Source organism: Candidatus Methylomirabilota bacterium (genome assembly GCA_036002485.1).
GTDB lineage: Bacteria > Methylomirabilota > Methylomirabilia > Rokubacteriales > CSP1-6 > AR37.
On the sequence record DASYTI010000041.1, the window covers coordinates 15,061 to 35,871 of the forward strand.

General features: G+C 67.3%; 22 protein-coding genes. 8 read left to right on the forward strand and 14 right to left on the reverse strand.

What is annotated here, in order from left to right:
* Window positions 1-47: 47 nt before the first annotated feature.
* From VGT00_04885 to VGT00_04900, 4 genes are all read right to left on the reverse strand, one after another.
* Complete coding sequence (locus VGT00_04885; GenBank protein ID HEV8530729.1) at window positions 48-1,046, reverse strand: amidohydrolase family protein; 999 nt, start codon at window positions 1,044-1,046, stop codon at window positions 48-50.
* Between the two features lies 1 nt (window position 1,047).
* Complete coding sequence (locus VGT00_04890) at window positions 1,048-1,902, reverse strand: TauD/TfdA family dioxygenase (protein ID HEV8530730.1); 855 nt, start codon at window positions 1,900-1,902, stop codon at window positions 1,048-1,050.
* A gap of 46 nt (window positions 1,903-1,948) precedes the next feature.
* A complete protein-coding gene (locus VGT00_04895) occupies window positions 1,949-2,995 on the reverse strand; it encodes an LLM class flavin-dependent oxidoreductase (GenBank protein HEV8530731.1) in 1,047 nt (348 codons plus the stop codon).
* 278 nt (window positions 2,996-3,273) lie between these two features.
* Entirely contained in the window at window positions 3,274-3,528 is a 255-nt protein-coding gene (locus VGT00_04900; protein ID HEV8530732.1) for a hypothetical protein, read from the reverse strand.
* 202 nt (window positions 3,529-3,730) lie between these two features.
* Between VGT00_04900 and VGT00_04905 the strand changes: the two genes are divergently transcribed.
* On the forward strand, window positions 3,731-4,930 hold the full coding sequence (locus VGT00_04905) for an FAD-binding oxidoreductase (GenBank protein ID HEV8530733.1): 1,200 nt from the start codon (window positions 3,731-3,733) through the stop codon (window positions 4,928-4,930).
* Between the two features lie 195 nt (window positions 4,931-5,125).
* On the opposite strand, the gene VGT00_04910 is transcribed toward VGT00_04905, so the two are convergent.
* The 7 genes from VGT00_04910 to VGT00_04940 all read right to left on the reverse strand — a co-directional run bounded on the left by VGT00_04910 (window position 5,126) and on the right by VGT00_04940 (window position 11,487).
* A complete protein-coding gene (locus VGT00_04910; protein HEV8530734.1) occupies window positions 5,126-5,482 on the reverse strand; it encodes a J domain-containing protein in 357 nt (118 codons plus the stop codon).
* Window positions 5,479-6,219 (reverse strand): hypothetical protein, encoded by a 741-nt coding sequence (locus VGT00_04915; GenBank protein ID HEV8530735.1) that lies wholly within the window; start codon window positions 6,217-6,219, stop codon window positions 5,479-5,481. The genes VGT00_04910 and VGT00_04915 overlap by 4 nt, the downstream gene beginning before the upstream one ends.
* A 6-nt stretch (window positions 6,220-6,225) precedes the next feature.
* Entirely contained in the window at window positions 6,226-7,086 is an 861-nt protein-coding gene (locus VGT00_04920) for a DUF2167 domain-containing protein (protein HEV8530736.1), read from the reverse strand.
* Between the two features lie 58 nt (window positions 7,087-7,144).
* Window positions 7,145-7,579: a hypothetical protein gene (locus VGT00_04925; GenBank protein ID HEV8530737.1), complete on the reverse strand. Its 435-nt coding sequence runs from the start codon at window positions 7,577-7,579 to the stop codon at window positions 7,145-7,147.
* A 486-nt stretch (window positions 7,580-8,065) separates the two neighbouring features.
* A complete protein-coding gene (locus VGT00_04930) occupies window positions 8,066-8,926 on the reverse strand; it encodes an ABC transporter permease (protein HEV8530738.1) in 861 nt (286 codons plus the stop codon).
* On the reverse strand, window positions 8,926-9,849 hold the full coding sequence (locus tag VGT00_04935) for an ABC transporter permease (protein HEV8530739.1): 924 nt from the start codon (window positions 9,847-9,849) through the stop codon (window positions 8,926-8,928). The genes VGT00_04930 and VGT00_04935 overlap by 1 nt, the downstream gene beginning before the upstream one ends.
* A 9-nt stretch (window positions 9,850-9,858) precedes the next feature.
* Complete coding sequence (locus VGT00_04940; protein ID HEV8530740.1) at window positions 9,859-11,487, reverse strand: ABC transporter substrate-binding protein; 1,629 nt, start codon at window positions 11,485-11,487, stop codon at window positions 9,859-9,861.
* Window positions 11,488-11,858: 371 nt separating this feature from the next.
* Here VGT00_04940 and VGT00_04945 point away from each other — a divergent pair, with 371 nt between their 5' ends.
* The 4 genes from VGT00_04945 to VGT00_04960 all read left to right on the forward strand — a co-directional run bounded on the left by VGT00_04945 (window position 11,859) and on the right by VGT00_04960 (window position 15,279).
* Window positions 11,859-13,328 carry an amidohydrolase family protein gene (locus VGT00_04945; GenBank protein ID HEV8530741.1) on the forward strand — a complete coding sequence of 490 codons (1,470 nt, stop codon included), beginning with the start codon at window positions 11,859-11,861 and terminating at the stop codon, window positions 13,326-13,328.
* A gap of 183 nt (window positions 13,329-13,511) precedes the next feature.
* A complete protein-coding gene (locus VGT00_04950; GenBank protein ID HEV8530742.1) occupies window positions 13,512-14,273 on the forward strand; it encodes a hypothetical protein in 762 nt (253 codons plus the stop codon).
* Between the two features lie 18 nt (window positions 14,274-14,291).
* On the forward strand, window positions 14,292-14,546 hold the full coding sequence (locus VGT00_04955) for a hypothetical protein (protein ID HEV8530743.1): 255 nt from the start codon (window positions 14,292-14,294) through the stop codon (window positions 14,544-14,546).
* Window positions 14,547-14,607: 61 nt separating this feature from the next.
* A complete protein-coding gene (locus VGT00_04960) occupies window positions 14,608-15,279 on the forward strand; it encodes a DUF1614 domain-containing protein (GenBank protein ID HEV8530744.1) in 672 nt (223 codons plus the stop codon).
* Window positions 15,280-15,490: 211 nt separating this feature from the next.
* Here VGT00_04960 and VGT00_04965 read toward each other — a convergent pair whose 3' ends face one another.
* On the reverse strand, window positions 15,491-16,726 hold the full coding sequence (locus VGT00_04965; GenBank protein HEV8530745.1) for an ATP-binding protein: 1,236 nt from the start codon (window positions 16,724-16,726) through the stop codon (window positions 15,491-15,493).
* A 36-nt stretch (window positions 16,727-16,762) separates the two neighbouring features.
* Window positions 16,763-17,281, reverse strand: coding sequence for a hypothetical protein (locus VGT00_04970; protein HEV8530746.1), 519 nt, complete (start codon window positions 17,279-17,281; stop codon window positions 16,763-16,765).
* 249 nt (window positions 17,282-17,530) lie between these two features.
* Here VGT00_04970 and VGT00_04975 point away from each other — a divergent pair, with 249 nt between their 5' ends.
* From VGT00_04975 to VGT00_04985, 3 genes are all read left to right on the forward strand, one after another.
* Window positions 17,531-18,082, forward strand: coding sequence for a VOC family protein (locus VGT00_04975; protein ID HEV8530747.1), 552 nt, complete (start codon window positions 17,531-17,533; stop codon window positions 18,080-18,082).
* Between the two features lie 30 nt (window positions 18,083-18,112).
* Window positions 18,113-18,544: a VOC family protein gene (locus tag VGT00_04980; protein ID HEV8530748.1), complete on the forward strand. Its 432-nt coding sequence runs from the start codon at window positions 18,113-18,115 to the stop codon at window positions 18,542-18,544.
* A gap of 133 nt (window positions 18,545-18,677) precedes the next feature.
* Window positions 18,678-20,168 carry a chlorohydrolase family protein gene (locus VGT00_04985; protein HEV8530749.1) on the forward strand — a complete coding sequence of 497 codons (1,491 nt, stop codon included), beginning with the start codon at window positions 18,678-18,680 and terminating at the stop codon, window positions 20,166-20,168.
* A gap of 126 nt (window positions 20,169-20,294) precedes the next feature.
* Here VGT00_04985 and VGT00_04990 read toward each other — a convergent pair whose 3' ends face one another.
* The gene (locus VGT00_04990) at window positions 20,295-20,807 is read right to left on the reverse strand and encodes a DinB family protein (protein ID HEV8530750.1); all 513 of its coding nucleotides are present in this window, start codon (window positions 20,805-20,807) and stop codon (window positions 20,295-20,297) included.
* Between the last annotated feature and the right edge of the window lie 4 nt (window positions 20,808-20,811).

Here is a 20,811-nt window from a genome sequence, read left to right on the forward strand (position 1 = left end):
TCTCCCGTGTTCCGAGAGCGACGGCGGCTTCAGGTGACGGGGCTGACCTACTTCAAGCCGAGCAGGGCTTCGAGATTGCGCCAGAGGATTCGCTCTTTCTCGTCCTGGCTGAGGCTCTTGAGCCCCTGTACCCAGGCCACGGGCGAGGGATGCCACGAAACGAACGGCCAGTCGCTGCCCAGCACCACGCGGTCGGCGCCCACCTGATCGAGCAGGAACCGGAGAGCCTCTTCGCTGCCCGTCACGGAGTCGTAATAGAGGCGGCGCTGATACGTGCTGGGCGGCTGCGGGATGCGTCGAGCCTCCGGACGGCTTTGCCACCCGCGATCGAGCCGGCCCATGGCGAAGCACGCGGGGCCGCCGCCGTGGGCGATGCACACCCGGAGATCCGGACACGCCTCCAGCACGCCGCCGGAGATCAGGATGGCCACGACGATGGCGTCGTCGAGGATGACGCCGAGGCTGTTGAAGAGCCCGTCGCGGGGGGTGCGCTGCATCAGGAAGTTGTGCTGCGGCTGCGGATGGAAGAAGAGGACGGCGCCCATGGCCTCGGCGGCCTTGAAGAGCGGCAGGAACTTCGGTTCGTCCCATTGCTCGCCGTTCACGTTCGTGTCGAGCTCGGCGCCCTTGAGGCCGAGCACGGTGACGGCACGCTCCAGCTCGTCGATGGCCGCCTTGACGTCCTGCACGGGCAGGGTGGCGAGGCCCGCGAAGCGCTGGGGCGACTGGCGGGTCAGGCCCGCGATTTCGTCGTTGACCTCGCGGGCGAGCTGGCGGCCCTGCGCGGGCTCGAGGTGGTAGCCGAAGAACGGGGTGTGGATCGAGACCACCTGCACGTCTACCCCCTGCGCGTCCATGTCGTTCAATCGCTCTTCGATGGTGAAGCGCACCTTGGGCGAGCTGAAGCCGGTGCGCTTGCCATTGCCCACCATGACGCCGAGGCCTTCGCCGGGCTCGTGCCGGTAGCCGTACCATTCCTTCCCGGCCTCGGCGGCCCGCCACAGCGACGGCGGGACGAGATGGGCGTGAATGTCGATGGCGCGCATGCTAGGCGGACGCGCGCGGGCCCGCGGCGGAGCGCTCCTTGATCGAGACGCGCCAGTGGATGCGGTCTTCCTCGGGCGGGTAGTCGCCCGCGGCTTTGTGGTACGAGCATCGGTTGTCCCAGATGACGATGTCGCCCTTGCGCCACTTGTGGCGGTACTCGCCGCCGGGCTGGATCATGTAGCCGGTCAGCTCATCGATCAACTCGTCGCTCTCCCGCGCGTCGACGCCCTCGATGCGCAGGATCTTGCCGGGATCGAAGTAGAGGCTCTTGCGCCCCGTCTCGGGATGGGTGCGGATGATCGGGTGGAAGACGGGCGTCCAGTCGCGGTCCTCCTCGTTGAGGAGGGCCGTGGCCTTGCGGCGGCCACCGTAGGTGAAGGCTCCCTTCCGTCCTTCGAGGCGCTGCTTGAGCCGGGGCGGCAGCGCCTCGTAGGCCGCGTACATGCTGGCGAAGAACGTGTCGCCCCCCGTGGTCGGCACGGCGAGGGCATAGAGCTGGGTCGCCTTGAACGGTTCTTGATCGTAGGCGCCGTCGGTGTGCCATCCCTCCGCGCCCCGTCGATAGATCGCCTGGTCGAGCTGGCCGTCCGGGCCGAACTTGTTCACGCCCAGCAGGGTGATCTCGGGGAAGTCCGGATGGCGCGTCATCTTCGACGGATGGGGGTGCACGATCCCGAAGCGGCGGCTGTAGCGCAGGAAGTCTTCGATCTGGAGCTCCTGGCCCGGCACCACGAGGACGTTGGCATCGAGCCACGCCCGGTAGATCGCCGCGAAGCCCCCGTCGTCGAGCGTCTTGACGTCGACCCCATGGATCTCGGCGCCTATCTGCGGGCCCAGCCGACGAACCTCGATCATCGCTACGTCCTCCCTCTTGGTGGAACGAGCCCATGGTGGACCCGACTCACTTGAACGCGGGCATCACCTCGTGCGTCAGGATCTGGAGGCTTCGCGTTTCCAGCTCCGGGGGAATGCGGCCGCCCGGATTCAGCTCGGCCACGATACCGTCCAGCCCGAGCTCTTCTCGCAGCTCGGCCAGACGATCGATCACGCCAGCGGCGGTCCCGAACACCACTTTTTTCGCGAGGATGTCGTCATACGAGAGGTTGGCCATACGCTCGGCCTGAAATCGCCGCCGGTCGGCGGGACCAGCCCCAGCCCGACCCACCGCCGAGCGGGCGAGTTCGGTCTGGCGGGCGAAGAAGGCGGCGAGGCTCTCGCGAGGCTCCTCCCGAGCTCCCTCGGCGGTGGTGGAGACGTAGACGGGGATGCGCAGATAAACGCTGGGTTCACCGGGATGGTCCGCCTCGCGCCAAGCTTGCCGGTACGGCGCGAGCTGCGCCTGCAGATCGGGGATCTCCGTGGCGCGGAGCCCGATGAAGATGGGCAAGCCCAGCCGGCCGGCCGCGGGAAACGTCTCTTCGCTGGTGGCGGCCATGCGAATGGGCGGATGCGGCACCTGATACGGACGAGGGGCCACAGTGGCGTTCTGCACGCGATAGAACTCGCCCTCGTAGCTGAAGGGCTCTCCCTTCCAGGCCTGCCGGATGATCTCGAGCCCTTCGCGGAAGCGGGCCTGGCTCTCGCCATAGGGCACGCCGTAGGTGTCATACGAGCGCACGACGCCGCTCCGGCCAATCCCGAACTCGAAGCGGCCCTCGCTGATATGGTCGATGGTCGCGACCTCTTCGGCGATGCGCAGCGGATGGTTCAAGGGAAGGACCTGGACGGCCGTGCCCACCCGGACTCGGCGCGTGCGCGTGGCGATGGAGCTGGCCACCTGAAGCGAGGCGGAGATCACCGAGCGAGCAGGGGTGAAATGGATCTCCCCGAGCCAGACGCAGTCGATGCCCCAGGCCTCGGCCCGGTCGGCCTGCTCGAAGATGTCCCGGAACGACTCGACTTGATTCGCCCCGTAACGAATTTCCTCGACGAAGATCCCGAAGTGCACGCCTCGATACTCGCCCGCGGGTGAGACGCAGTCAAGGGGTAGGCAGGAGCGTGAGCTCGAACTCAGCTACGAACTGTAAGAATCTCCTACACTCTGGCCGCCGCGTGACTCAACGAGCCTCCAAAGGAGTGCTCAAGAACTCGCAGGCGGCTCAAAAAGGTCCAGATGCGAGGCGGCGACTGCGGCGGCACCCCGAGGCGTACTTGCTGTACGTTGAGCGGGTGCCGCCGCAGTCGCCAACGAAGCAGATGGGCCTTTTTCAGCCGCCTGCCCGCCTGCTAGAGGTCTTGGGCCAGGCGCTTGATCTCCCGGCGGAGATAGTCCCACTGGCCGACGAGAGCTCGAACTACTTCGGGTGCGCTCCCGGCACGGAGGCGCTTGATTTCGCCCGTCAGAATGTTCCGGTAGCGGGTGGTCTTGCTCAGAATCGCGTACAGCCGCTTGTCTCGCTCCTCGAGGGTGGCGAGGAGGTCGATGTCGAGCTCGTCTATGGTGCGGCGGTGCGTTGTCGTCACTGATGCGGCGCGTTTCATGGCTTTAGTGCCTCCTCCTTCAATTCTTCCGACACTTCCTCATGGAGACAGTTCAGGAAGCATCATCCATACCGCGGGCACGAATGCTTGAATGATCGATGATTGCAAGCCGCCGCCGCCCACCGGTCCCGCAGATCGTAAAATTCGGCTACGCTCCGACTCTACCGAGCTGGGGTAACATGCCCGGCATGCGGGCGACGCGGTGAGCCAGACGGCTGACGTGGTGGTGGTGGGCGGGGGCGTGAACGGCGCCAGCATCGCCTATGCGCTGGCCGCGCGGGGCGTGAAAGTCGTGCTGGTCGAGAAGGGCGCTCTGGCCAGCGGCGCCTCGGGACGATCGAGCGCGCTTGTTCGCATGCACTACACGAACGAATGGGACGCCCGGCTGGCCTGGGCCAGCTTCCCCGTGTTCAAGCACTGGACCGAGCTCATGGGTGGCCCCCCGGTCTTCACCCATACCGGCTTCGTGAATGTCGTGGCGCCGCGGTACGCGGACAACCTGCGGCTCAACGTCGAGATGCTCCAGGGCCTGGGAGTCAATACGACCGCCCTCACGGGCCAAGAGCTGAAGGAGCTCCAGCCCTTCGCCCATGTCGACGATGTCGGCGCGGCCGCCTATGAGCCGGAGAGCGGCTATGCGAATCCCGCGGAGACCGTCGAGGGTTTCCGCCGGCGGGCCACAGAGCTCGGCGCGCGCATTCTCCCGTGGACGGCGGTGACGCGCGTGGTCTGCGAGGAGAGCCGGGTGACCGGGGTCGAGACCTCGGCCGGACGCATCGACGCGGGCAGCGTGATCGTTGCGGCCGGCGCGTGGTCGACGCGGCTGTGTCAGGAGTTCGGCCTGGCCCTTCCCGCGCGGCCCAAGGCCATTGACACGGTCGCCGTGACGCGACCCCCCGAGCTTCGCGACCCGCACATGATCTTCATCGACAATGTCCAGGGAAACTACTTTCGCCCGGAGGCGGGCGGGCTGACCCTCGTGGGTGTCCCGTGTCAGGAGTGGGACATCGAGCCGGACACCCTGGGAACCGGCCTGCCTCCGCAGGCGTCCGATCTCGGCGCCCGGCTTCTCATGCATCGCATTCCGTCGATGGAGCGCGCGACCTTGGCCCGCGGATACCGGGCCTTCGATGGGTACAGCGCGGATCGCCACGCGATCCTGGGACGAGTGAACGGACTTGACGGTCTGCTGCTCGCCACCGCCTTCAGCGGCTCCGGGTTCAAGATCGCGCCCGCCGTCGGCATGTGCATGGCAGAGCTCGTCACCGAGGGGTGCGCCAAGACCGTCGACATCGAGCCGTTCAGCCTCCGCCGCTTCGCCGAAGGCCGGACGGTCGAGGGGCCCTATCCCTATGCCGTGCGGCCCGACTACATCGATCCCCAGACGACAGCCGGCGTCTAGTGCACTGTCCTGTAAGTTCGGGACCCACGTTTGGCACCGAAGTTACGAGGGAGAAGTTGTCCCATGGCTGGGTCTCGAATCTCCGGGACACTGCACTAGCAGGCTGCTGAAGAACCCGCAGGTTGCTCAAAAAACCCAGCAGCCGAGGGCGCCAACGAATCAGATGGGCCTTTTTCAGTAACCTGCCAGGGGCTCCTACGCGCCGGAATGCGAGCGCATGGCCCACGTGTAGGCCGCGTTCAGGTCTTCGATCTTCCGTGCCGCCAGTGACCTGAGCTCGGGCCCCAGCCCCTCGGTCCGGTCCGGGTGGTATTGCTGCACCTTGGACCGGTACGCGGAGTAGATGGCCTCGAAGGGTGCGTCCGGGCTGACTCCGAGGATCTCGTGGCAGTGCGCCCGGACCCATTCGTGGTGGGGACCGTCGAAGCCGGTCGCGTCTTCTCCAGTCACGACATCGCGACTCCGGGATCCCCGCCGGCCCAGCCACCGCGAGATGATTCCGTACCCGAGCAGGAGGCCGAAGACGATCGTGAGCAGCTCGGCCGCGCTCATTGCGCGGCTTTCACGGTGGCGAGATAGGAGCGGAGCTGCTCCTGCTCGGGCCCGTCCGGGCTCGTCTCATCGATCAGGTCCTCGGTCTGGCTCTCGAGGCGTGAGAGGAATCGCTCCTTGACGTCGGAGGCCGCGGTGGCGAAGAGCACCTGGGCTCCGTCGGCCTCGATGGGCTGAGGGGTGGTGATCTTGCGGACGAGGTTGGGGAGGAAGGCCGGACAGACAAGGAGGTCGAGGCTCAGCCAGGCCGCCCGCGCAGTGGTGAGGCGCAGACGTCGACGCTGACACCAGAGCACGACGATGGCGGTGAGGGTGGTCGGATACACACCGATGGCCGTGTAGACCACCGCGGCATTGGGGCCCATGGAGAGAGTGAGGGCGGGGGCGAGGACGAAGAGCAGCAGGAAGGCCCAGGTGGCAAGCACTCGCACGACCAGGAGCGAGCCTCTGAGCTCTTCCACGGCCTCCAGGGCCGCCTGGAGCGCGGCGGAGTCGACCCAGCGCCGGCCCCAGGGAGCGATGAAGGCGCCGCGATACGGGAAGACGAGTGGGCTGAAGGCGAGCACCCGTCCGGCAATGGTGAAGGGGCTCTCGCTGAAGACGGTGGCGAAGCGGCGGCGTCCCGCCTCCACGAGGAGGAGATGACGCGGCGACAGCAGGATCGCCGAATCCCAGACGTACAGGAGCAGAGCGACGATCCAGATGACGTAGTCGGAGCTCCGCACCTGGTCCAGCACGGCGGACTACCCCCGGCGAAAGAGCTTGCGGAGAAAGGCGAGGATCGTTCCGCCCGCGGCGACCGCGCCGAAGATCAGGAACTTGCCGAGCGCCTTGCCCGCCCCGGTCTTCATGGCCACCGCGGCCGCGCCACCGAGGACCAAGGCCCCCAGCCCGAATTGCGCGACCCGATCGCCCGACCTGAACTCCGCGTAGCGCTCGCCCGGCACGAAGTCGTAGGCGATGAGCGATGTCTTAAACACGGCGGTGTTCTGATTGAGGCTCTCGGGGTCGGAGACGAGGGTCACGTGCATGACCCCTCGGCGGCTGAGAATACGCGTGGTGTAGTTGACGACGGTACGGCCGCTCCCCGTGCGGAGCCGCACACCCCACTCCAACCGCTTGGTGTTGAGATCGTAGTGGGGCGCCACCGTCCAGCCTTCTGTATAGATCGGGGGCATGCCCAGGCGCTCGCGCTCCTTGTTGCCCGGGCCGTCGCTTTCCTTGAGCGACTTGAGGAGGGCATCCGGATCCAGCTTCTCGTCGTCCTTGACGTATCCGGTGTCCTCGAAGTAGAAGACGGCGAACCACGAGAAGTCCTGCGCCGACAGCGTGAAGTGATTGTCGCGCGGCGGATTCCGGTTCAGCTCGAGAAACCGGCGCGTGTTGGGGCCATCGAGGAAAGCCTGGCCCTCCGGGACCTTGATGGTGGCCAGGCTGCCCACGCGTCCCTCCGTCGGTCCGCGTTGCCAGGCGAGGGCGAGGATGTCGCGGGCCAGCTGCTCCTGGCTCGGGGGCTGCTGAGACAGGACCGGCGTGGCCATGATGAGCACGGCGAGCACGGCGGTGGCGGCGAAGACACGGCGAACGAGACGATGGCGAGTCATGGAAGCTCCCTTCCGCTCGAGCCGCGCTCGAGCACAGCGACGTGGGGAAGCGCGGTGCTCAGCTCGCTCGCGCCGCGAGGTGACGCGCGGCCTGAAAGCCCTTGAGAATCATGATCACCACGAAGACGTGGAAGCCCAGGCCCAGCCAGTCGTGGGCGAGAACGGAGATGAGACCGTCGAGCCCATAGAGACTGACGCCCAGGAGGAAGGCCCAGGCATGTCCGCGAACCGCGCGGGTGCCGAGCAGCACGAAGCCGCCGATCAGGGGCCCGTCGAAGAGAAGCGCGGCCGTCCAGCCGCGGCCCGCCCGAGCGGCCAGCGCGTCGACGATCTGGGTCATGCCAAGCCCGATGATGAATCGCCAGTCCTGCCCGGCGAAGGCCAGGACCGAGTTGACGAGCGACAGCGAAGCGATCCAGTAGAACCAGAACGCGCCTCGCCGGCTCTGCGCCTCGAGCTGCTGCTGCTCGGTGCTCGCGGGCGCGGCCGCCACGGTCGTCGCGGGGGAGGCTGGTGATGCGGGCGGCGCAGGAGGAACGCTGGTGACGAGTCGAACGGCGGGCGCGGACGCGCCCATGCTCGTGGCTCGAGGCGCAGCCGGAGGCCCGCCGGGAGCGGGCCGCTTGAAAGGGCTCGGTCCGTCTATCCGCGGGCCTATGGGGGCTTCAAGTGGCTCCATGTGCGCACCTCCGTCACCGCCGGTGACAATCCTGTGCAGTCCGGGGGTCTTTCAGACCCGGTTCTGGGCGTCCTAGCGGTAAGAGGCAAACCATGTGCCATGGGCAGCCGCCTAGATGTCTATCCGAGTAATTCCCATGCCCTCGCGAGCAGGAATGTTCCGCTTCGAGCGCCGGCTTCGCCGGCGCAGTTCTCAGATTGCTCGCCTCGGACGGTGGGGCCCCAGCCCCACGACGTCCTGCGGCTCGCACGGCGTCGGGGGGAGGCTTCGGAAGGGGGGCGGAGCCCCCCTCCGAGCTACCTAGATCCCGCGCTCGAGACGCGGATCGAGCAGATCGCGGAGCCAGTCCCCCACGAGGTTGATGCCAAGGACGACCACGAGGATGGCCAGTCCCGGGAAGAGGGCGAGCCACCAGCCCGTGGTGAGGTAGTTGCGCCCCTCGTCCAGCATGGCCCCCCAGCTCGGCGCCGGTGGCGGCAGGCCGAGGCCGAGAAAGCTCAACGATGCCTCGGCGATGATCACGCGCGCGATGGAGAAGGTCGCCACGACCACGATGGGCGCCCAGACATTCGGAAGGATGTGACGGAAGATCAGGTATCGGTCCGCCGCCCCCAGGGCACGGGCGGCCTCCACGAAGCCGCGCTCCTTGAGCGAGAGCGTCTCGCCGCGCACGATGCGCGCATAGGTGATCCACCCGCTGACGCCGAGCACGAGGATCAGGTTGGCCAGGCTGGCCCCGAGCACGGCGAGGAGGGCGATGCCGAGCAAGAGCACGGGAAAGGCCAGCTGGATGTCGCCGAGCCGCATGAAGAGGTCGTCGGACCACCCACCGCGGTAGCCGGTCCAGAGCCCGATCGGCACGCCCAGGATCGCCCCGATCATCACCGCGGTGAGCCCGATCCAGAGCGAGACGCGCGCGCCATAGAGGAGCCGGCTCAGGACGTCGCGGCCCAGGGTATCGGTCCCGAGCGGATGCGCGCGGTCCCCACCCTCGAGCCACATGGGAGGCGACAAGCGTCCGAGCAGATCGTTCGTCACGGGATCCGCCGGCGACAGGACGGGCGCCATGACGGCAGCGATCAAGGCCGCGGCCAGCGCGAGCAGGCCGAGGATGGCCGCGCCGTCACGACCCAGCCGCCGCGCGGCGCCCGCGCGCGGCATCAGGAAAGCCGGACCCGCGGATCGACCACCGCGTAGAGGAGGTCCACGGCAAGGTTGACGAGCACGAAGATCAGGGCGAAGACGAAGACGCCGGCCTGGATGACGGGAAAGTCGCGGCCCGGTATAGCCTGGACGATGAGGCGCCCGAGCCCCGGCCACGAGAAGACGGTCTCGATCACGATGGCGCCGCTGAGCATGAAGCCCACGGACAGACCCGTGACGGTCAGGAACGGGATGGCCGTGTTCCAGATCGCGTGTCGATAGAGGATGAGGCGCTCCGGCAGTCCCTTGGCGCGCGCGGTGCGGATGTAGTCCTGGGGCAGGACATCCAGCAGCCCGGCGCGGAGAAGACGCACATTCTGGGCGAGGGGGGCCGCGGCCAGCGTCACCGCGGGCAGGATCAGGTGTCGCCACGTTCCCGCGCCGTACGCGGGCAAGAGCCCGTTCAGCTGGACGGCGAAGAGAAGGATGAGCACGAGCCCGAGCCAGAAGCTCGGCATGGACTGGAGAAACAGCGAAGCGAGGCGACTGAGATGGTCGGGCGCTCGATTCTGATGGGTGGCGGCCACGATGCCGAGCGGGATGGCGAGCAGCGTGGAGAGCATGGTGGCCGCCACGGCCAGCTCGACGGTGGCCGGCCAGAGATGCTCGAGCACGAGCGGCATGGCCGGGCGCCGCTGCTGGATCGACTGCCCGAAATCCCCCCGCAGCATGGCGACGAGGAAGTCCAGGTACTGGACATGCCACGGGCGGTCGAGCCCCAGAAGGTGACGGGTATGAGCGATCTCCGCCTGGGTGGCCGAAGGATCGACGAGGAGCGCGGTGGGATCGCCGGTGAGGCGGACGAGAAAGAACACCGCGGTCACCACACCCCAGACGACGAAGAGGGTGTGGAGCAGCCGACGCAGGAGAAAGCGCGGCATCCCGGCCCGCTACTTCGTCAGGGTCACTCCGCGGAAGTCCATGTTGAGCTCGGTCAGGGGCGTGAAGTTGACGACCCGAGGGCTGTGGGCATAGATCTTGATTTCCTGGTAGAGCGCCACGACGGGGGCCCAATCGCGGACGCTGCGCTGGAGATCGGCAAGGAGGGTGAGGCGCTTGCGTGGGTCGAGCTCCCGCCGGGTGGCCTTGTAGAGATCGAGGAGCTCCGGCGGATACGGCGCCCAGTTGATCAGTGAGAGCGCCGTCCAGTCCCGCAGGTAGTCGTCAGCGTCCAGGTTGTTGCTGGTCCGGCAGCCCGTGAACCCACCGTCATGGGGCAGGGTACCCTTAGTCAGCGTCTGCAGCAGCGTGGCGAAGTCGATGGGCTTGATGGTGACCTGGACCCCGAGGCCCTTCAGCATCTCGGCCACGGCCAGCGTCACCTCGTCGAAGGCCTGCCCGTAGTGCTTGCTCGGGAAAAGGAGCTGGAGGGCCAGGGGCGTGCCGTCCTTCTCGAGGACGCCCCGTCCGCCGCGATCCCGCCAGCCCGACTCCGACAGCATGGCCTTGGCCCGCGCGATGTCGTAGGCGTATGGCTCTTGCGCCGCGTATCCTTGGGAGACGCTGGAGACGGGTGAGGCATTGGCCAGGGCATAGCCATGGAAGACCTTCTTGATGATGGCATCGCGATTGACGGCGAGATTGAAAGCCATGCGGACGCGCGCGTCCGTGAAGAGCCCATCCCGGCCGCCGGAGTCGAAGGCATCCTTGGTCCGCCCGTTGAGGTACAGGCGGCAGTGGAGCTTCTGCGGGCTGCTGACGATCTTCACGGTGGGATCACGCGCCAGCACGGTGGCGTCGAGCGGGAGCACCGCGTCCACGAGACCGACCTGGCCCGCCCGCAGGGCGGCGACCCTCGCCCCCGCTTCCGGGATGACCTGGAGTCGCAGGCGGGCGAACTGCGGCGGGACGCCCCAGTAGGCGGAGTTTCGCTCGAGCCGCATGGAGTCCTTGCGCTTCCACTCCACCAGCTTCCAGGGTCCCGTCCCCACCGCGCGGTCGTTGAGCGCGTCGACCCCGTTCTTGATCGTGTAGTCCTTGGGGACGAGCGGCTCCCGGCCGATGAAATCCCAGAGGTTGGGGGAGGGATCGCTCGTGTGAATCCGTACCGTGAGGTCGTTGACCTTTTCCCATCGCGTCACGAACGGGAAGGCCTTCTCGAAGGAGGTGGCGGCGGCCACGTCCTTGACGCCCCAGCGATCCAGATTGCGCCGAAACATGCGGTCGAGGTTGAAGAGCACGGTGTCGGCGTTGAAAGGCTCGCCATTGTGGAAGGTGACGCCCGGGCGCAGGGTGAACTCCCAGGCCAACGGGCTCACGGCCTTCCAGGACAGGGCCAGGCCTGGCCCCGGCTTGCCGCGGACGTCGACATCCACGAGGCTCTCGTAGACCTGTCGGATGTACGTGGAGCGAATGGAGCCCATGCCGATGCGCGGGTCCATGTTCGTGGTGTCGTCGGGGAGCGCGACGATGAGCTCGCCCTCCGCATCGGCGGCGGGGTGCGCGGGGCTGGCCCCCAGCAGGATGGCCAGAGTGAGGAGGGTCAGGGATCGGACTCCGCTTCGCGTCCTCTGCATCATCGCGTCTGTCCTCTCGTTGGGGCCTGCCACGGTGGTGAGCCGAGCCGTTCGAGCCGGATGGGGCTCCCACTACACACCAACCCGAGCGCCCCTGTCAACGCGGGTCCTGGGCCAATTTGCTTCGCCACATTTACTCAGCTCTCGCCTCGCGGCGGAGCCGCTCAGCTCGAAATGCCACGCTCTCGGTCGCCAGCGACGCTCAACGTACATACAGGTACGCTAGGCAAAGCTGGCTCCCCCGGGCGTGGCCCTTCGAGCTGAGGGGTGCAACCCCGAGGCGAGGGCTGAGTAGACACGCCTCGCAACTTGACCCAGGACCAAGCTTGACTTCAGTCTGCCCGTGTTCTAGAACCCACTCAGGGGGAAACGTCATGGCCTACTCCACGGATTCGAAGTCAGCGGCGGTCCGCAAGCGGCTCGATCATCCGGTCATCGATGGTGACGGCCACTGGCTCGAGCCCATTCCCATCTTTCTCGACTACCTCCGTGACGTGGGAGGCGCCTCCGCCGTCGAGAAGTTTCTGAAGAAGGCCAAGGACACGAGCTGGTACGAGATGACCCTGGCCGAGCGGATGGACAAGCGGCCGCATCGGCCCACGTGGTGGGGCGAGCCCGGCAATACCCTCGATCGCGCCACCGCCATGGTGCCCAGCCTCTTCCACGAGCGCCTCGACGACTTCGGGATCGATTTCGCGCTGGTCTATACCTCCCTGGGCTTGTTCTTCGTCTCCAATCCCGACGAGGAGCTGCGCCGCTCCGTGGCCCGCGCGGTCAACCGGATGAACGCCGAGATGTTCCGGCCCTATGCGAAGCGGATGACGCCGGCCGCGGTCGTCCCCGTACATACGCCCCAGGAGGCCATCGAGGAGGCGACCTACGCTGTCCGCGAGCTCGGGCTCAAGGTCATCATGATCGCCAACCATGTGCGCCGTCCCGTCCCGGCCGCCGGCCGCGAGGTGGCCGATCCCACGGCCCATGCGCGCCAGTACATCGACTCGCTCGGCCTCGAGAGCCCCTATGACTATGATCCGTTCTGGAAGACCTGCGTGGACCTGAAGGTGGCCGTGACGGGCCATTCGGGGAGCATGGGCTGGAACGGCCGCGAGTCGATCCACAACTTTACCTACAACCACATCGGGCACTTCGCCAATGCCAGCCACGCCTTCGCCAAGGCGCTCCTCCTCGGCGGCGTCACCCAGCGCTTCCCCCAGCTCCGCTTCGCTTTCCTCGAGGGCGGGGTGGGCTGGGCCTGCAACCTGCTCACGGACCTGGTGGGGCACTGGGAAAAGCGGCGCCGGGAGGCCGTGGAGAGCCAGGTGCGGCCGACCAACCTCGACGTGCGGATGCTGAAGGATCTCTTCGCGCGCTTTGGCGGCCGAGTCTACGAGGAGAAGATGGACGAGCTCCTGGGCTGTCTCAGCCTCGTGGAGGCGTTCAAGACGCCGGAGGAGCTGACGGAGCGCGCCTACAAGGAGCAGATCGACGACTTCGCGTCCTTCCCCGTCGCCTCGGCGCAGGAGCTGCGCCAGCACGTCTCGGAGCGCTTCTACTTCGGCTGCGAGGCCGACGACGTGACGACGGCCTGGGCCTTCGACCGGCACGGCAATCACCGGCTCCGGCCGATCTTCAGCTCGGATGTGGGGCACTTCGACGTGGTGGACATGACCGAGGTGCTGGAGGAGGCCTACGAGCTGGTCGAGCACGGCCTCATCACCGAGCAGAACCTGCGCGAGTTCGTGTTCTCGAACCCCGCGCGGCTCCACACGGCCATGAATCCGGACTTCTTCAAGGGCACGGTGGTCGAGGACGCCGTCAGGAAGGAAGTCGGCTCGCCCTCCTAGGTAGGACTGATCCGCCCGCAGAAGGCCCGAGCTGGGCGCCCTCTTTCCGTCCAGCTGAGCCCGAACGATCTTCGGACCAGCATGTCTCGGCCCGCCACCCGCATCATTGATTTCAGTGAATTCCGCCATCGCGTGGCCGTCGAATAGCGCGAGGGTCTAATCTGAAGGTGAGGTCCGCCAAGGATGACAAAGGTGATCGGCGACCCGAAACGCTCCGGCCGGGCCGCGCTGGGTCTGACGGCGATGCTGGGCCTGCTTGCCCTGGCTGCCGCGCTCGTGTCGCTGGGCTGCGCTTCAAAGGAGCGAGTAGCAGAGATCCAGCCAATCGGTCGCGAAGCGCCTCCTGCCCAGGTCTCCCCGGTGGCACCGGGCGAGACGGTTTCACCGGAGGCCAAGACCACGGAGGCGCCCATCGCATCGGCACCGGCGGAGCAGCCTCCAGGAAAGGACAATGGCGGCAGCCCGGCGAAGCAAGAGACGGCACCACCCGTGGCCACCGCGCCGAGTCGGCCCGAGGCGACGCCTCCGGATGTCAAGGCTCCGAAGGATGTCACGCCTCCGAAAGCTCCGGCCCCTCCCGCGCCCAGCGAGCCCCCTCGAGCGAAGAAAAGTCCCGAGCCGAGCCCGAGCAAGCCGGCCGCGACGCCCACGCTGGATCTGAAGTCACTCGAGAAGCGACTCCGGGAGACGAAGGCGATCGGAATCTTCACCAAGCTCTCCCTCAAGAATCAGGTCGATGATCTGCTGGACCAGTTCCGAGCGTTTCACCAGGGCAAGGGTGGAACCAAGCTCGCGGAGCTCCGGCAATCGTACGACCTGCTCATGATGAAGGTGCTCTCTCTGCTGCAGGACAGCGATGCGCCACTGGCTCGAGACATCGTGACGTCGCGCGAGACGATCTGGAGTCTGCTCGCCGATCCCGCCAAGTTCGCGACGCTTTCATGAAGGAAGAGGAGTCACACTATGACCACGCGTGCGAAGGGATGGGTCCTGGCCGGTGTCGCGGCGACGCTCATGGCCGGCCCGGCGGTGGCGCAGGAGAGCGCGGCCGTCCTCAAGGATCTTACTGCGGTAATTGCGCTCCAGGGCATGTCGTGCGGACAGGTCGTGGGGGCGACCAAGCAAGGCGAGAATGACTACATCGCCTCCTGTCAGGACGGCAACCGCTATCGCGTCTTCACGAACGCTCAGGGGCGCGTCGTCGTCCAGAAGCAGTAAGAACGCCCGCGCATGAATCCCTCGCTGGTGAGCCGGGAGGGATCACCCGTATAATCGGCTCATGATTTTCCTGCCCGCGGCCGTTCCCCTGCTCGTCCTGCTTCTGGTGGTGCTCCTGGTCGTCCTGGTGGTGCTGGTGGAGCTGCGGGTGCTGTCCTATGCGTACCAGAAGATCGGGATCCGTCCGCGCTACGTGTTCCTGATCATGCTGCTGACCCTGGTGGGGAGTGGGGTGAACATTCCCCTCTACCAGATACCGGCCGGCCGGACGGTGGCCCCGCAAACGACGCGCCTCTACGGGATTCCGTACCCGGCACGCGAGGCGAGGCACGCGGGCGTGACCGTGGTGGCCATCAATGTGGGGGGCGCGCTGATCCCGGCCCTCCTTTCCATTTACCTTTTTCTCCGGCTGCGCCTGCGGGGACGCATGATCATCGGAACCGCGGTGGTCGCGGTGGTTGTCCACCAGCTGGCCCATGTGGTCCCCGGCGTCGGCATCGCGGTGCCCATACTGGTCCCGCCGGTGCTGGCGGCGGGGGTTGCCCTCATCCTGGCCTACCATCGCGCGCCGCCCGTGGCCTACGTGTCGGGCACCATGGGCACTCTCATCGGCGCCGACTTGCTCAATCTCGGGAAGGTGGCGCACATGGGCGCCCCCATGGTGTCCATTGGCGGAGCCGGGACCTTCGATGGCGTGTTTCTGACGGGAATTCTGGCCGGGCTGCTCGCCTGACCCGAGCCTCGTCCCCTCCGTAGCGCGTTTCTCGCTTCGCTAGGCTTCCGCCTTCGACAAGGTGAGAAACGCGCGCACCACGTGCCAGGGCTGGCTCCAGGTGCTCGCCTCAGCGGCGAACGCGCCGAGACCGAGGCCCGCGCCGGCGAGCAATGAACGCCCGGACATGCCACGCGAATCTGGCATCATCCATCTCCCTGTCCAGCCGTTGTCATGTCCCGTCCCCGTCAGGAGCGGGAGACCGCTTCCGAGACACGGCAGAATCCACGATCGCCTGGACCTGATCGAGCGCGAAGGGCTTGCGCAAGACGACATCCACGCCCCTCGCCTGCGCGTCGGCCGGGCGCATGCGGTGGAAGTACCCGGTCATCAGGGCCACCGTGGTGTCTGGGCACCGGCGCTTGAGCTGCTCCGCCACCTCGAGACCGGAGACGCCCGGCAGGGACAGGTCGACCATGGCGAGGTCAAACGTCCAGGTCCCGAGCTCGGCGAGCCCGGAGTTGCCATCCGCGCGCGCCACCACGGAGTGACCGTGCCGGGTCAGGAGATCGCGGAGCACCTCGCGCACCTCCTCGGCGTCGGCGATGAGCAGGATCTGCGCTCCGGACGTGGAGGGTCGTGCGGCGGCGACCGGCGCGGTGACGTTCGGCTCCGGGGCGCGCTCCATCGACGCGGGGGCCAGGGGCAGCCAGATGGTGAACGTGCTGCCCTTGCCCGTCTCGCTCTCGACGCTGAGCTCGCCCCCGTGTCGGTCCACGATGGCGTAGGCCCCGCTCAGGCCGAAATCCGGTCCCTTCTCGCCCTTGGTCGTGAAGAAGGGATCGAAGATGCGCTGGCGGACCTCCTCCGACATGCCCGCGCCCGTGTCCGCGACGTGGCAGGCCACGCGCTCACCCTCCGTGCTCGTGCGGAAGGTGAGGGTTCCGCCGTCGGGCATGGCGTCGAGGGCATTGTCGGCGATCGTGGTCAGGACATGGCGGAGCTCCGCCGCGTCACCCGCGACGAGGGGGAGCGGAGCCGTCTCCGCGTGGACCTCGCCGGAGATGTTGCGCGCGGCGAGCCGCTCGCTCCAGCGGGAGCGGGCCGAGGTCACGATCTCGGACACCAGCTGGTTGAGGTCCACGGGCTCGAAGGGGCGGGCCGGGCGCCGGCGGCTGAAGTCCTGGAGCCGGCGGACGGTCGAGGCGCCTTCGAGCACGACTTGCTCGATCATCCGGAGCGAGCGGTGCACCAGGGGGTCCTGGACATTGGCGAGGAGGATCTGGGCCCGGGCAAGGAGGCCGGAGAGCGTGTCGTTGAAATCGTGCGCCAGCTCGCCGGCCATCTCGCGGAACGCGCTCACGCGCTCCTGCTGCACGGTCCGCCGATGAGCGGCCACCAGCTCGTCGAGCCGGGCGCGGATCTCGTGGAGGGCCGCCCCTCGGACGTCCAGGTCACGCGGATCCATCGAGCCAGCTTCTTGTGTCATGCGCGGTCCGCCTGATCAGCGGTTTGGCGTCCTCGCCTCATGATCGAACGGGCTCGCACTGGGAGGCCCCTGGATCTTGTGGGCGACCTCATTGACGAGATCCTTCACCTCACCCAGGAGCTTCGCGGCTGCCTCTCCGGCCTCGGCGCGCTCCGTCCGCAGGCGGTGGTTCTCCGCGCGGACCATGATGACCTCCTCGCGGACCTCGTCACGCTGGCGCTCCGCCGCGCTGGCCTGCATGCTGGTGCGGTCCACCTCGGCGCGCAGCATGGCCACTTCCTGACGGAGCTCGTCACGCTGGCGCTCCGCCGAGCTCGCGAGCATGCCGATACGCTCCACGTCGGTGCGGAGCTTGGCCACCTCCTCGCACAGGTTGGCATACTCGCGCTGGGCGGATTCGGCGAGAGCGCGATGTCGGGCACTTTCCTCGCCCAGGGTCGTGATCGCCTTGATCACGTTCAGCATCTCGTCGACCCATTTGGTCAGGGAACCGGAGATCTCGGAGCTGCTGGGGGGCGGGGCCGGGTTGTCCATGCGATGCTCTCCTCTCGTCTCGCTACGTGCGAGTCCTGCCTGCCTTCCCGGAGGCGGGTTCTCCGCGGAGCGCGCCCCGGGCCCGTTTGCCGGGATGTGTATTCTACCGCAAAGGGTCTGAAAATCACGAGGCGGCCGGCAACTACCCGAGAGCGTGGGGCCGGGGTACCGTGGTATGATCCGCGACGTGCAGAGGGAAGGGCTCGAGCCGATCGAGGCCTTCGCAGGCAAGCCGATGGTGGAGGGGTGATGATGACGACACAGGCGGCCGTCTCGTTCAGCCATTTCGGAATCCACGTGACCGATCTGGCCCGCATGGAAGACTTCTACACGCGCGTGCTCGGCCTTCTCGTGAGCGACCGCGGGAATCTGCCGAACGGACCCACGCTCCTTTTCCTGTCCCGCGACCCCGACGAGCACCATCAGCTCGTGCTGGTCACCGGCCGGCCTCCCGGCCTCGACTACAATGTGGTGAACCAGATCTCCTTCAAGCTGCCCACCCTGGCCGATCTCCAGGGCATGCACGCTCGGGTGCGCGAGGAAGGGATCAAGGAGTTCCGGATCGTCACCCACGGCAATGCCTGGTCGGTCTACTTTGCCGACCCGGAGGGCAATCGGGTCGAGCTCTTCGTCGACACGCCCTGGCACACGCCCCAGCCCTTTGCCGAGCCGTTCGACATCGAGGCGCCCGTCGAGACGATCATGAGACAGACCGAGAACATCTGCCGGAGCCGCCCGGGGTTCGTCTCGCGCGGGGACTGGCGGAAGAGCCAAGTGGCGAGGATGGACGCAGCCGGGTAGCGGGAAACTCAATCCCACAGGAGAGATCTCATGGCCAAGATCAAGCACATCGCGCTGTCGACCCAGGACGTGGACAAGACCGCCAAGTTCTACATCGACGTGTTCGGGATGAAGGAGATCGGCAAGATCGACAGCCCCAACGCCCGCGGCTACTATCTCAGCGACGGCGACCTCAATCTGGCCATCCTGAATTTCAAGAATGACGCGGTGGCCGGAGTGGAGCGCGGCAAGGGCTTCAGCGGCATCCATCACATCGGCTTCCAGGTCGAAAGCCTCGAGGCCATCGCCGAGCGGCTGGCCGCGGCGGGCTCGGAGCCGCGCCATGACGTCAACGAGGCCCTCGGTGTCGGGTATGGGAAGGACAAGCACGGCAACGTCGAGGTGAAGTACAACGGCCCCGACGGCGTCATGGTCGACGTCTCGGAGACGGGCTGGGTGGGTACCTCCGGATTCAGCGTCTAGCGCGTCGTTCTCATCCCTCTCCCCCACCGGGGGAGAGGGCAGGGTGAGGGGGCGCCCGATGGCCGTGCCGCCTCCTCCGCCCTCGACAGGATTGTGAAGAACTGCGGCTATCCAAGGCCTACCTGACTCGCCGATGAGAACCCTCGTCCGCGGCGGGTGGGTGGTTGGCTTCTCTGGCCACACCCACACGCTCACCCCTGATGGCGTAGTCGTGTACGAGAACGACCGCGTCCTGCATGTCGGCCGCCGCTTCGACGGCGCCGTCGACACCGAGATCGACGCCCGCGACCGACTGGTGTCGCCCGGCTTCATCGACACGCACGTGCACTCCGGGCATCGCGCCTCGCACCGGCTCATCACCGACACGGGGCGGCCCGACTTCTACGGCCAGCCCTTCCTGGAGATCACCGTGCCGCGCGAGGGCACGCGGGTGGGGGGCGATCCCCGCTACGCGCGGCCCACGGACACCGACGCGGACGCGGGCAATCGATTGCTCGCCACCTTCACGGTGGCCGAGATGCTGCGCAACGGCATCACCACCTTCATGGAGTTCGGCAGCCAGCTCCGGGTGCAGGAGGCGCTCCTCAGCGAGGTGGATCGGCTCGGCATTCGCGGATATCTCGGCGCGGGCTATGACTCCGGCCGCTGGGTCGGCGACGAGCACGGCCGACTCAAGCGCGCGCTGAACGAGGCCGCCGGTCAGAAAGAGTTCGAGAGCGCGCTCGCCTTCATCAAGCGCGTCGACGGCGCCGCAGGCGGTCGCGTCCGTGGGCTCCTGGCCCCGCGGGAGGTGGAGACGTGCAGCCTCGATCTCCTGCGCGCCACCCGCAAGGCGGCCGACGAGCTCGGGATGCCCATCGTCACCCACGCCGCCTACAACGTCATCGAGTTCTACGAGACCCTGCGCGAGCACCGCATGACCCCGGTGGAGCTGATGGAGAGCGTGGGGTTGCTCGGGCGCGACCTCACCGTGGGCCACGGCAACCTGGTGGCGGAGAACGCGCTGCTGAACTACTCGGGCGGGCGAGACCTCGAGCTGATGGGCCGGTACGGCGTGACGGTGTCGCACTGCCCCGTGAATATCGCACGCCGCGCGCGGTATCTGGACTCCTGGCCGAAGTACCGGGCGGCCGGCATCAATCTGGCGCTGGGGAGCGACACGTACCCGCGGGATCTCATCATGCAGATGCGCGTCGCCTCCTATGTCGGCAAGGTGGTGAGCCACAACCTCTTCGCGGCCTCCGCCGCCGATGTGTTCGAGGCGGCCACGCTCGGGGGCGCGCGCGCGGTTGGCCGCGACGATCTCGGCCGGTTGGCGCCCGGCGCCAAGGCCGACATCGTGATCATCGACCTCGAGACCCGCGACAGCCTGCGCTTCGGTCCCGTGCGCGATCCGATCAAGGCGCTGGTCGAGTGTGGCATCGGGGACGACGTGGTGACCGTGATCGTCGATGGCGTCGTTCGCATGCGCGATCGCGTCATTCCCGGCGTGGATCTCGCCGCGCTCCGTAGTCAGGCGCAGCAGGCGGGGGAGGCGGTGTGGTCGCGCGTGCAGGAATGGGATCCGCTCGGGCGCACGGCCGAGCAGATCAGCCCCTGGTCCTTCCCCCTCGCTACCGAGTGATTCGCGCTCATCGAACCGCCCCCTCACCCTACCCTCTCCCCCGATGGGGGAGAGGGATTCAAGGAAGCCCTAGAATAAAATCCCTCTCCCCCGCCGCGGGGGAGAGGGGTAGGGTGAGGGGAATCCTTACGCGGTGAGCTGGCCCGAGGAGATGATCTGGTAGCTGGCCATGCCGGTATCGGGCGGCGAGCCGCTGATCATGGTCACCATGGTCGCGATCTCGCTCCGATGATGCGTGGCGTGGTTGGCCACGTGAATGAGAAGCGGCGCGAGGGGAACCCGAAAGGCTTTCCCCTCGGCGTTCTTGTACTCGACGACTCGCTCCAGCTCAGCGGGCGTCAGCGACTCCAGGAAGCCCTTCTGCTCGTTCTCGAAGGGGGCCCAGAGGGAACGGACGGCGGCCAGGGTGGGCAGCTCACTACCGGCCAGCGGAGCGGGCGAGCTGCCTTTCCAGCGGTTCAGCCACAGCCGGTCGGCTCCGTAGATGTGGCCGAACATCCGGGCGATGGTGGGATGGCTGAACTGTTTACCGACATCGCGGCTTGCGATCTCGTCGCCGAGCCCCGCCACGAAGTCGAAGAGCCGGTGATTGGCCCACCGGTGATACCCATAGAGCTCCTGCACCCACGGGATGGCCATGGCC

Bases quoted from the DNA above. Each gene is read 5' to 3' on its own strand.
- VGT00_04975 (HEV8530747.1), top strand. From the start codon at position 17,531: ATGATGACGACACAGGCGGCCGTCTCGTTCAGCCATTTCGGAATCCAC.
- VGT00_04945 (HEV8530741.1), top strand. From the start codon at position 11,859: ATGGCCTACTCCACGGATTCGAAGTCAGCGGCGGTCCGCAAGCGGCTC.
- VGT00_04890 (HEV8530730.1), bottom strand. From the start codon at position 1,902: ATGATCGAGGTTCGTCGGCTGGGCCCGCAGATAGGCGCCGAGATCCAT.
- VGT00_04965 (HEV8530745.1), bottom strand. From the start codon at position 16,726: ATGGATCCGCGTGACCTGGACGTCCGAGGGGCGGCCCTCCACGAGATC.
- VGT00_04935 (HEV8530739.1), bottom strand. From the start codon at position 9,849: ATGCCGCGCTTTCTCCTGCGTCGGCTGCTCCACACCCTCTTCGTCGTC.
- VGT00_04950 (HEV8530742.1), top strand. From the start codon at position 13,512: ATGACAAAGGTGATCGGCGACCCGAAACGCTCCGGCCGGGCCGCGCTG.
- VGT00_04955 (HEV8530743.1), top strand. From the start codon at position 14,292: ATGACCACGCGTGCGAAGGGATGGGTCCTGGCCGGTGTCGCGGCGACG.
- VGT00_04940 (HEV8530740.1), bottom strand. From the start codon at position 11,487: ATGATGCAGAGGACGCGAAGCGGAGTCCGATCCCTGACCCTCCTCACT.
- VGT00_04930 (HEV8530738.1), bottom strand. From the start codon at position 8,926: ATGCCGCGCGCGGGCGCCGCGCGGCGGCTGGGTCGTGACGGCGCGGCC.
- VGT00_04990 (HEV8530750.1), bottom strand. From the start codon at position 20,807: ATGGCCATCCCGTGGGTGCAGGAGCTCTATGGGTATCACCGGTGGGCC.
- VGT00_04900 (HEV8530732.1), bottom strand. From the start codon at position 3,528: ATGAAACGCGCCGCATCAGTGACGACAACGCACCGCCGCACCATAGAC.
- VGT00_04920 (HEV8530736.1), bottom strand. From the start codon at position 7,086: ATGACTCGCCATCGTCTCGTTCGCCGTGTCTTCGCCGCCACCGCCGTG.
- VGT00_04910 (HEV8530734.1), bottom strand. From the start codon at position 5,482: ATGAGCGCGGCCGAGCTGCTCACGATCGTCTTCGGCCTCCTGCTCGGG.
- VGT00_04985 (HEV8530749.1), top strand. From the start codon at position 18,678: ATGAGAACCCTCGTCCGCGGCGGGTGGGTGGTTGGCTTCTCTGGCCAC.
- VGT00_04980 (HEV8530748.1), top strand. From the start codon at position 18,113: ATGGCCAAGATCAAGCACATCGCGCTGTCGACCCAGGACGTGGACAAG.
- VGT00_04960 (HEV8530744.1), top strand. From the start codon at position 14,608: ATGATTTTCCTGCCCGCGGCCGTTCCCCTGCTCGTCCTGCTTCTGGTG.
- VGT00_04885 (HEV8530729.1), bottom strand. From the start codon at position 1,046: ATGCGCGCCATCGACATTCACGCCCATCTCGTCCCGCCGTCGCTGTGG.
- VGT00_04970 (HEV8530746.1), bottom strand. From the start codon at position 17,281: ATGGACAACCCGGCCCCGCCCCCCAGCAGCTCCGAGATCTCCGGTTCC.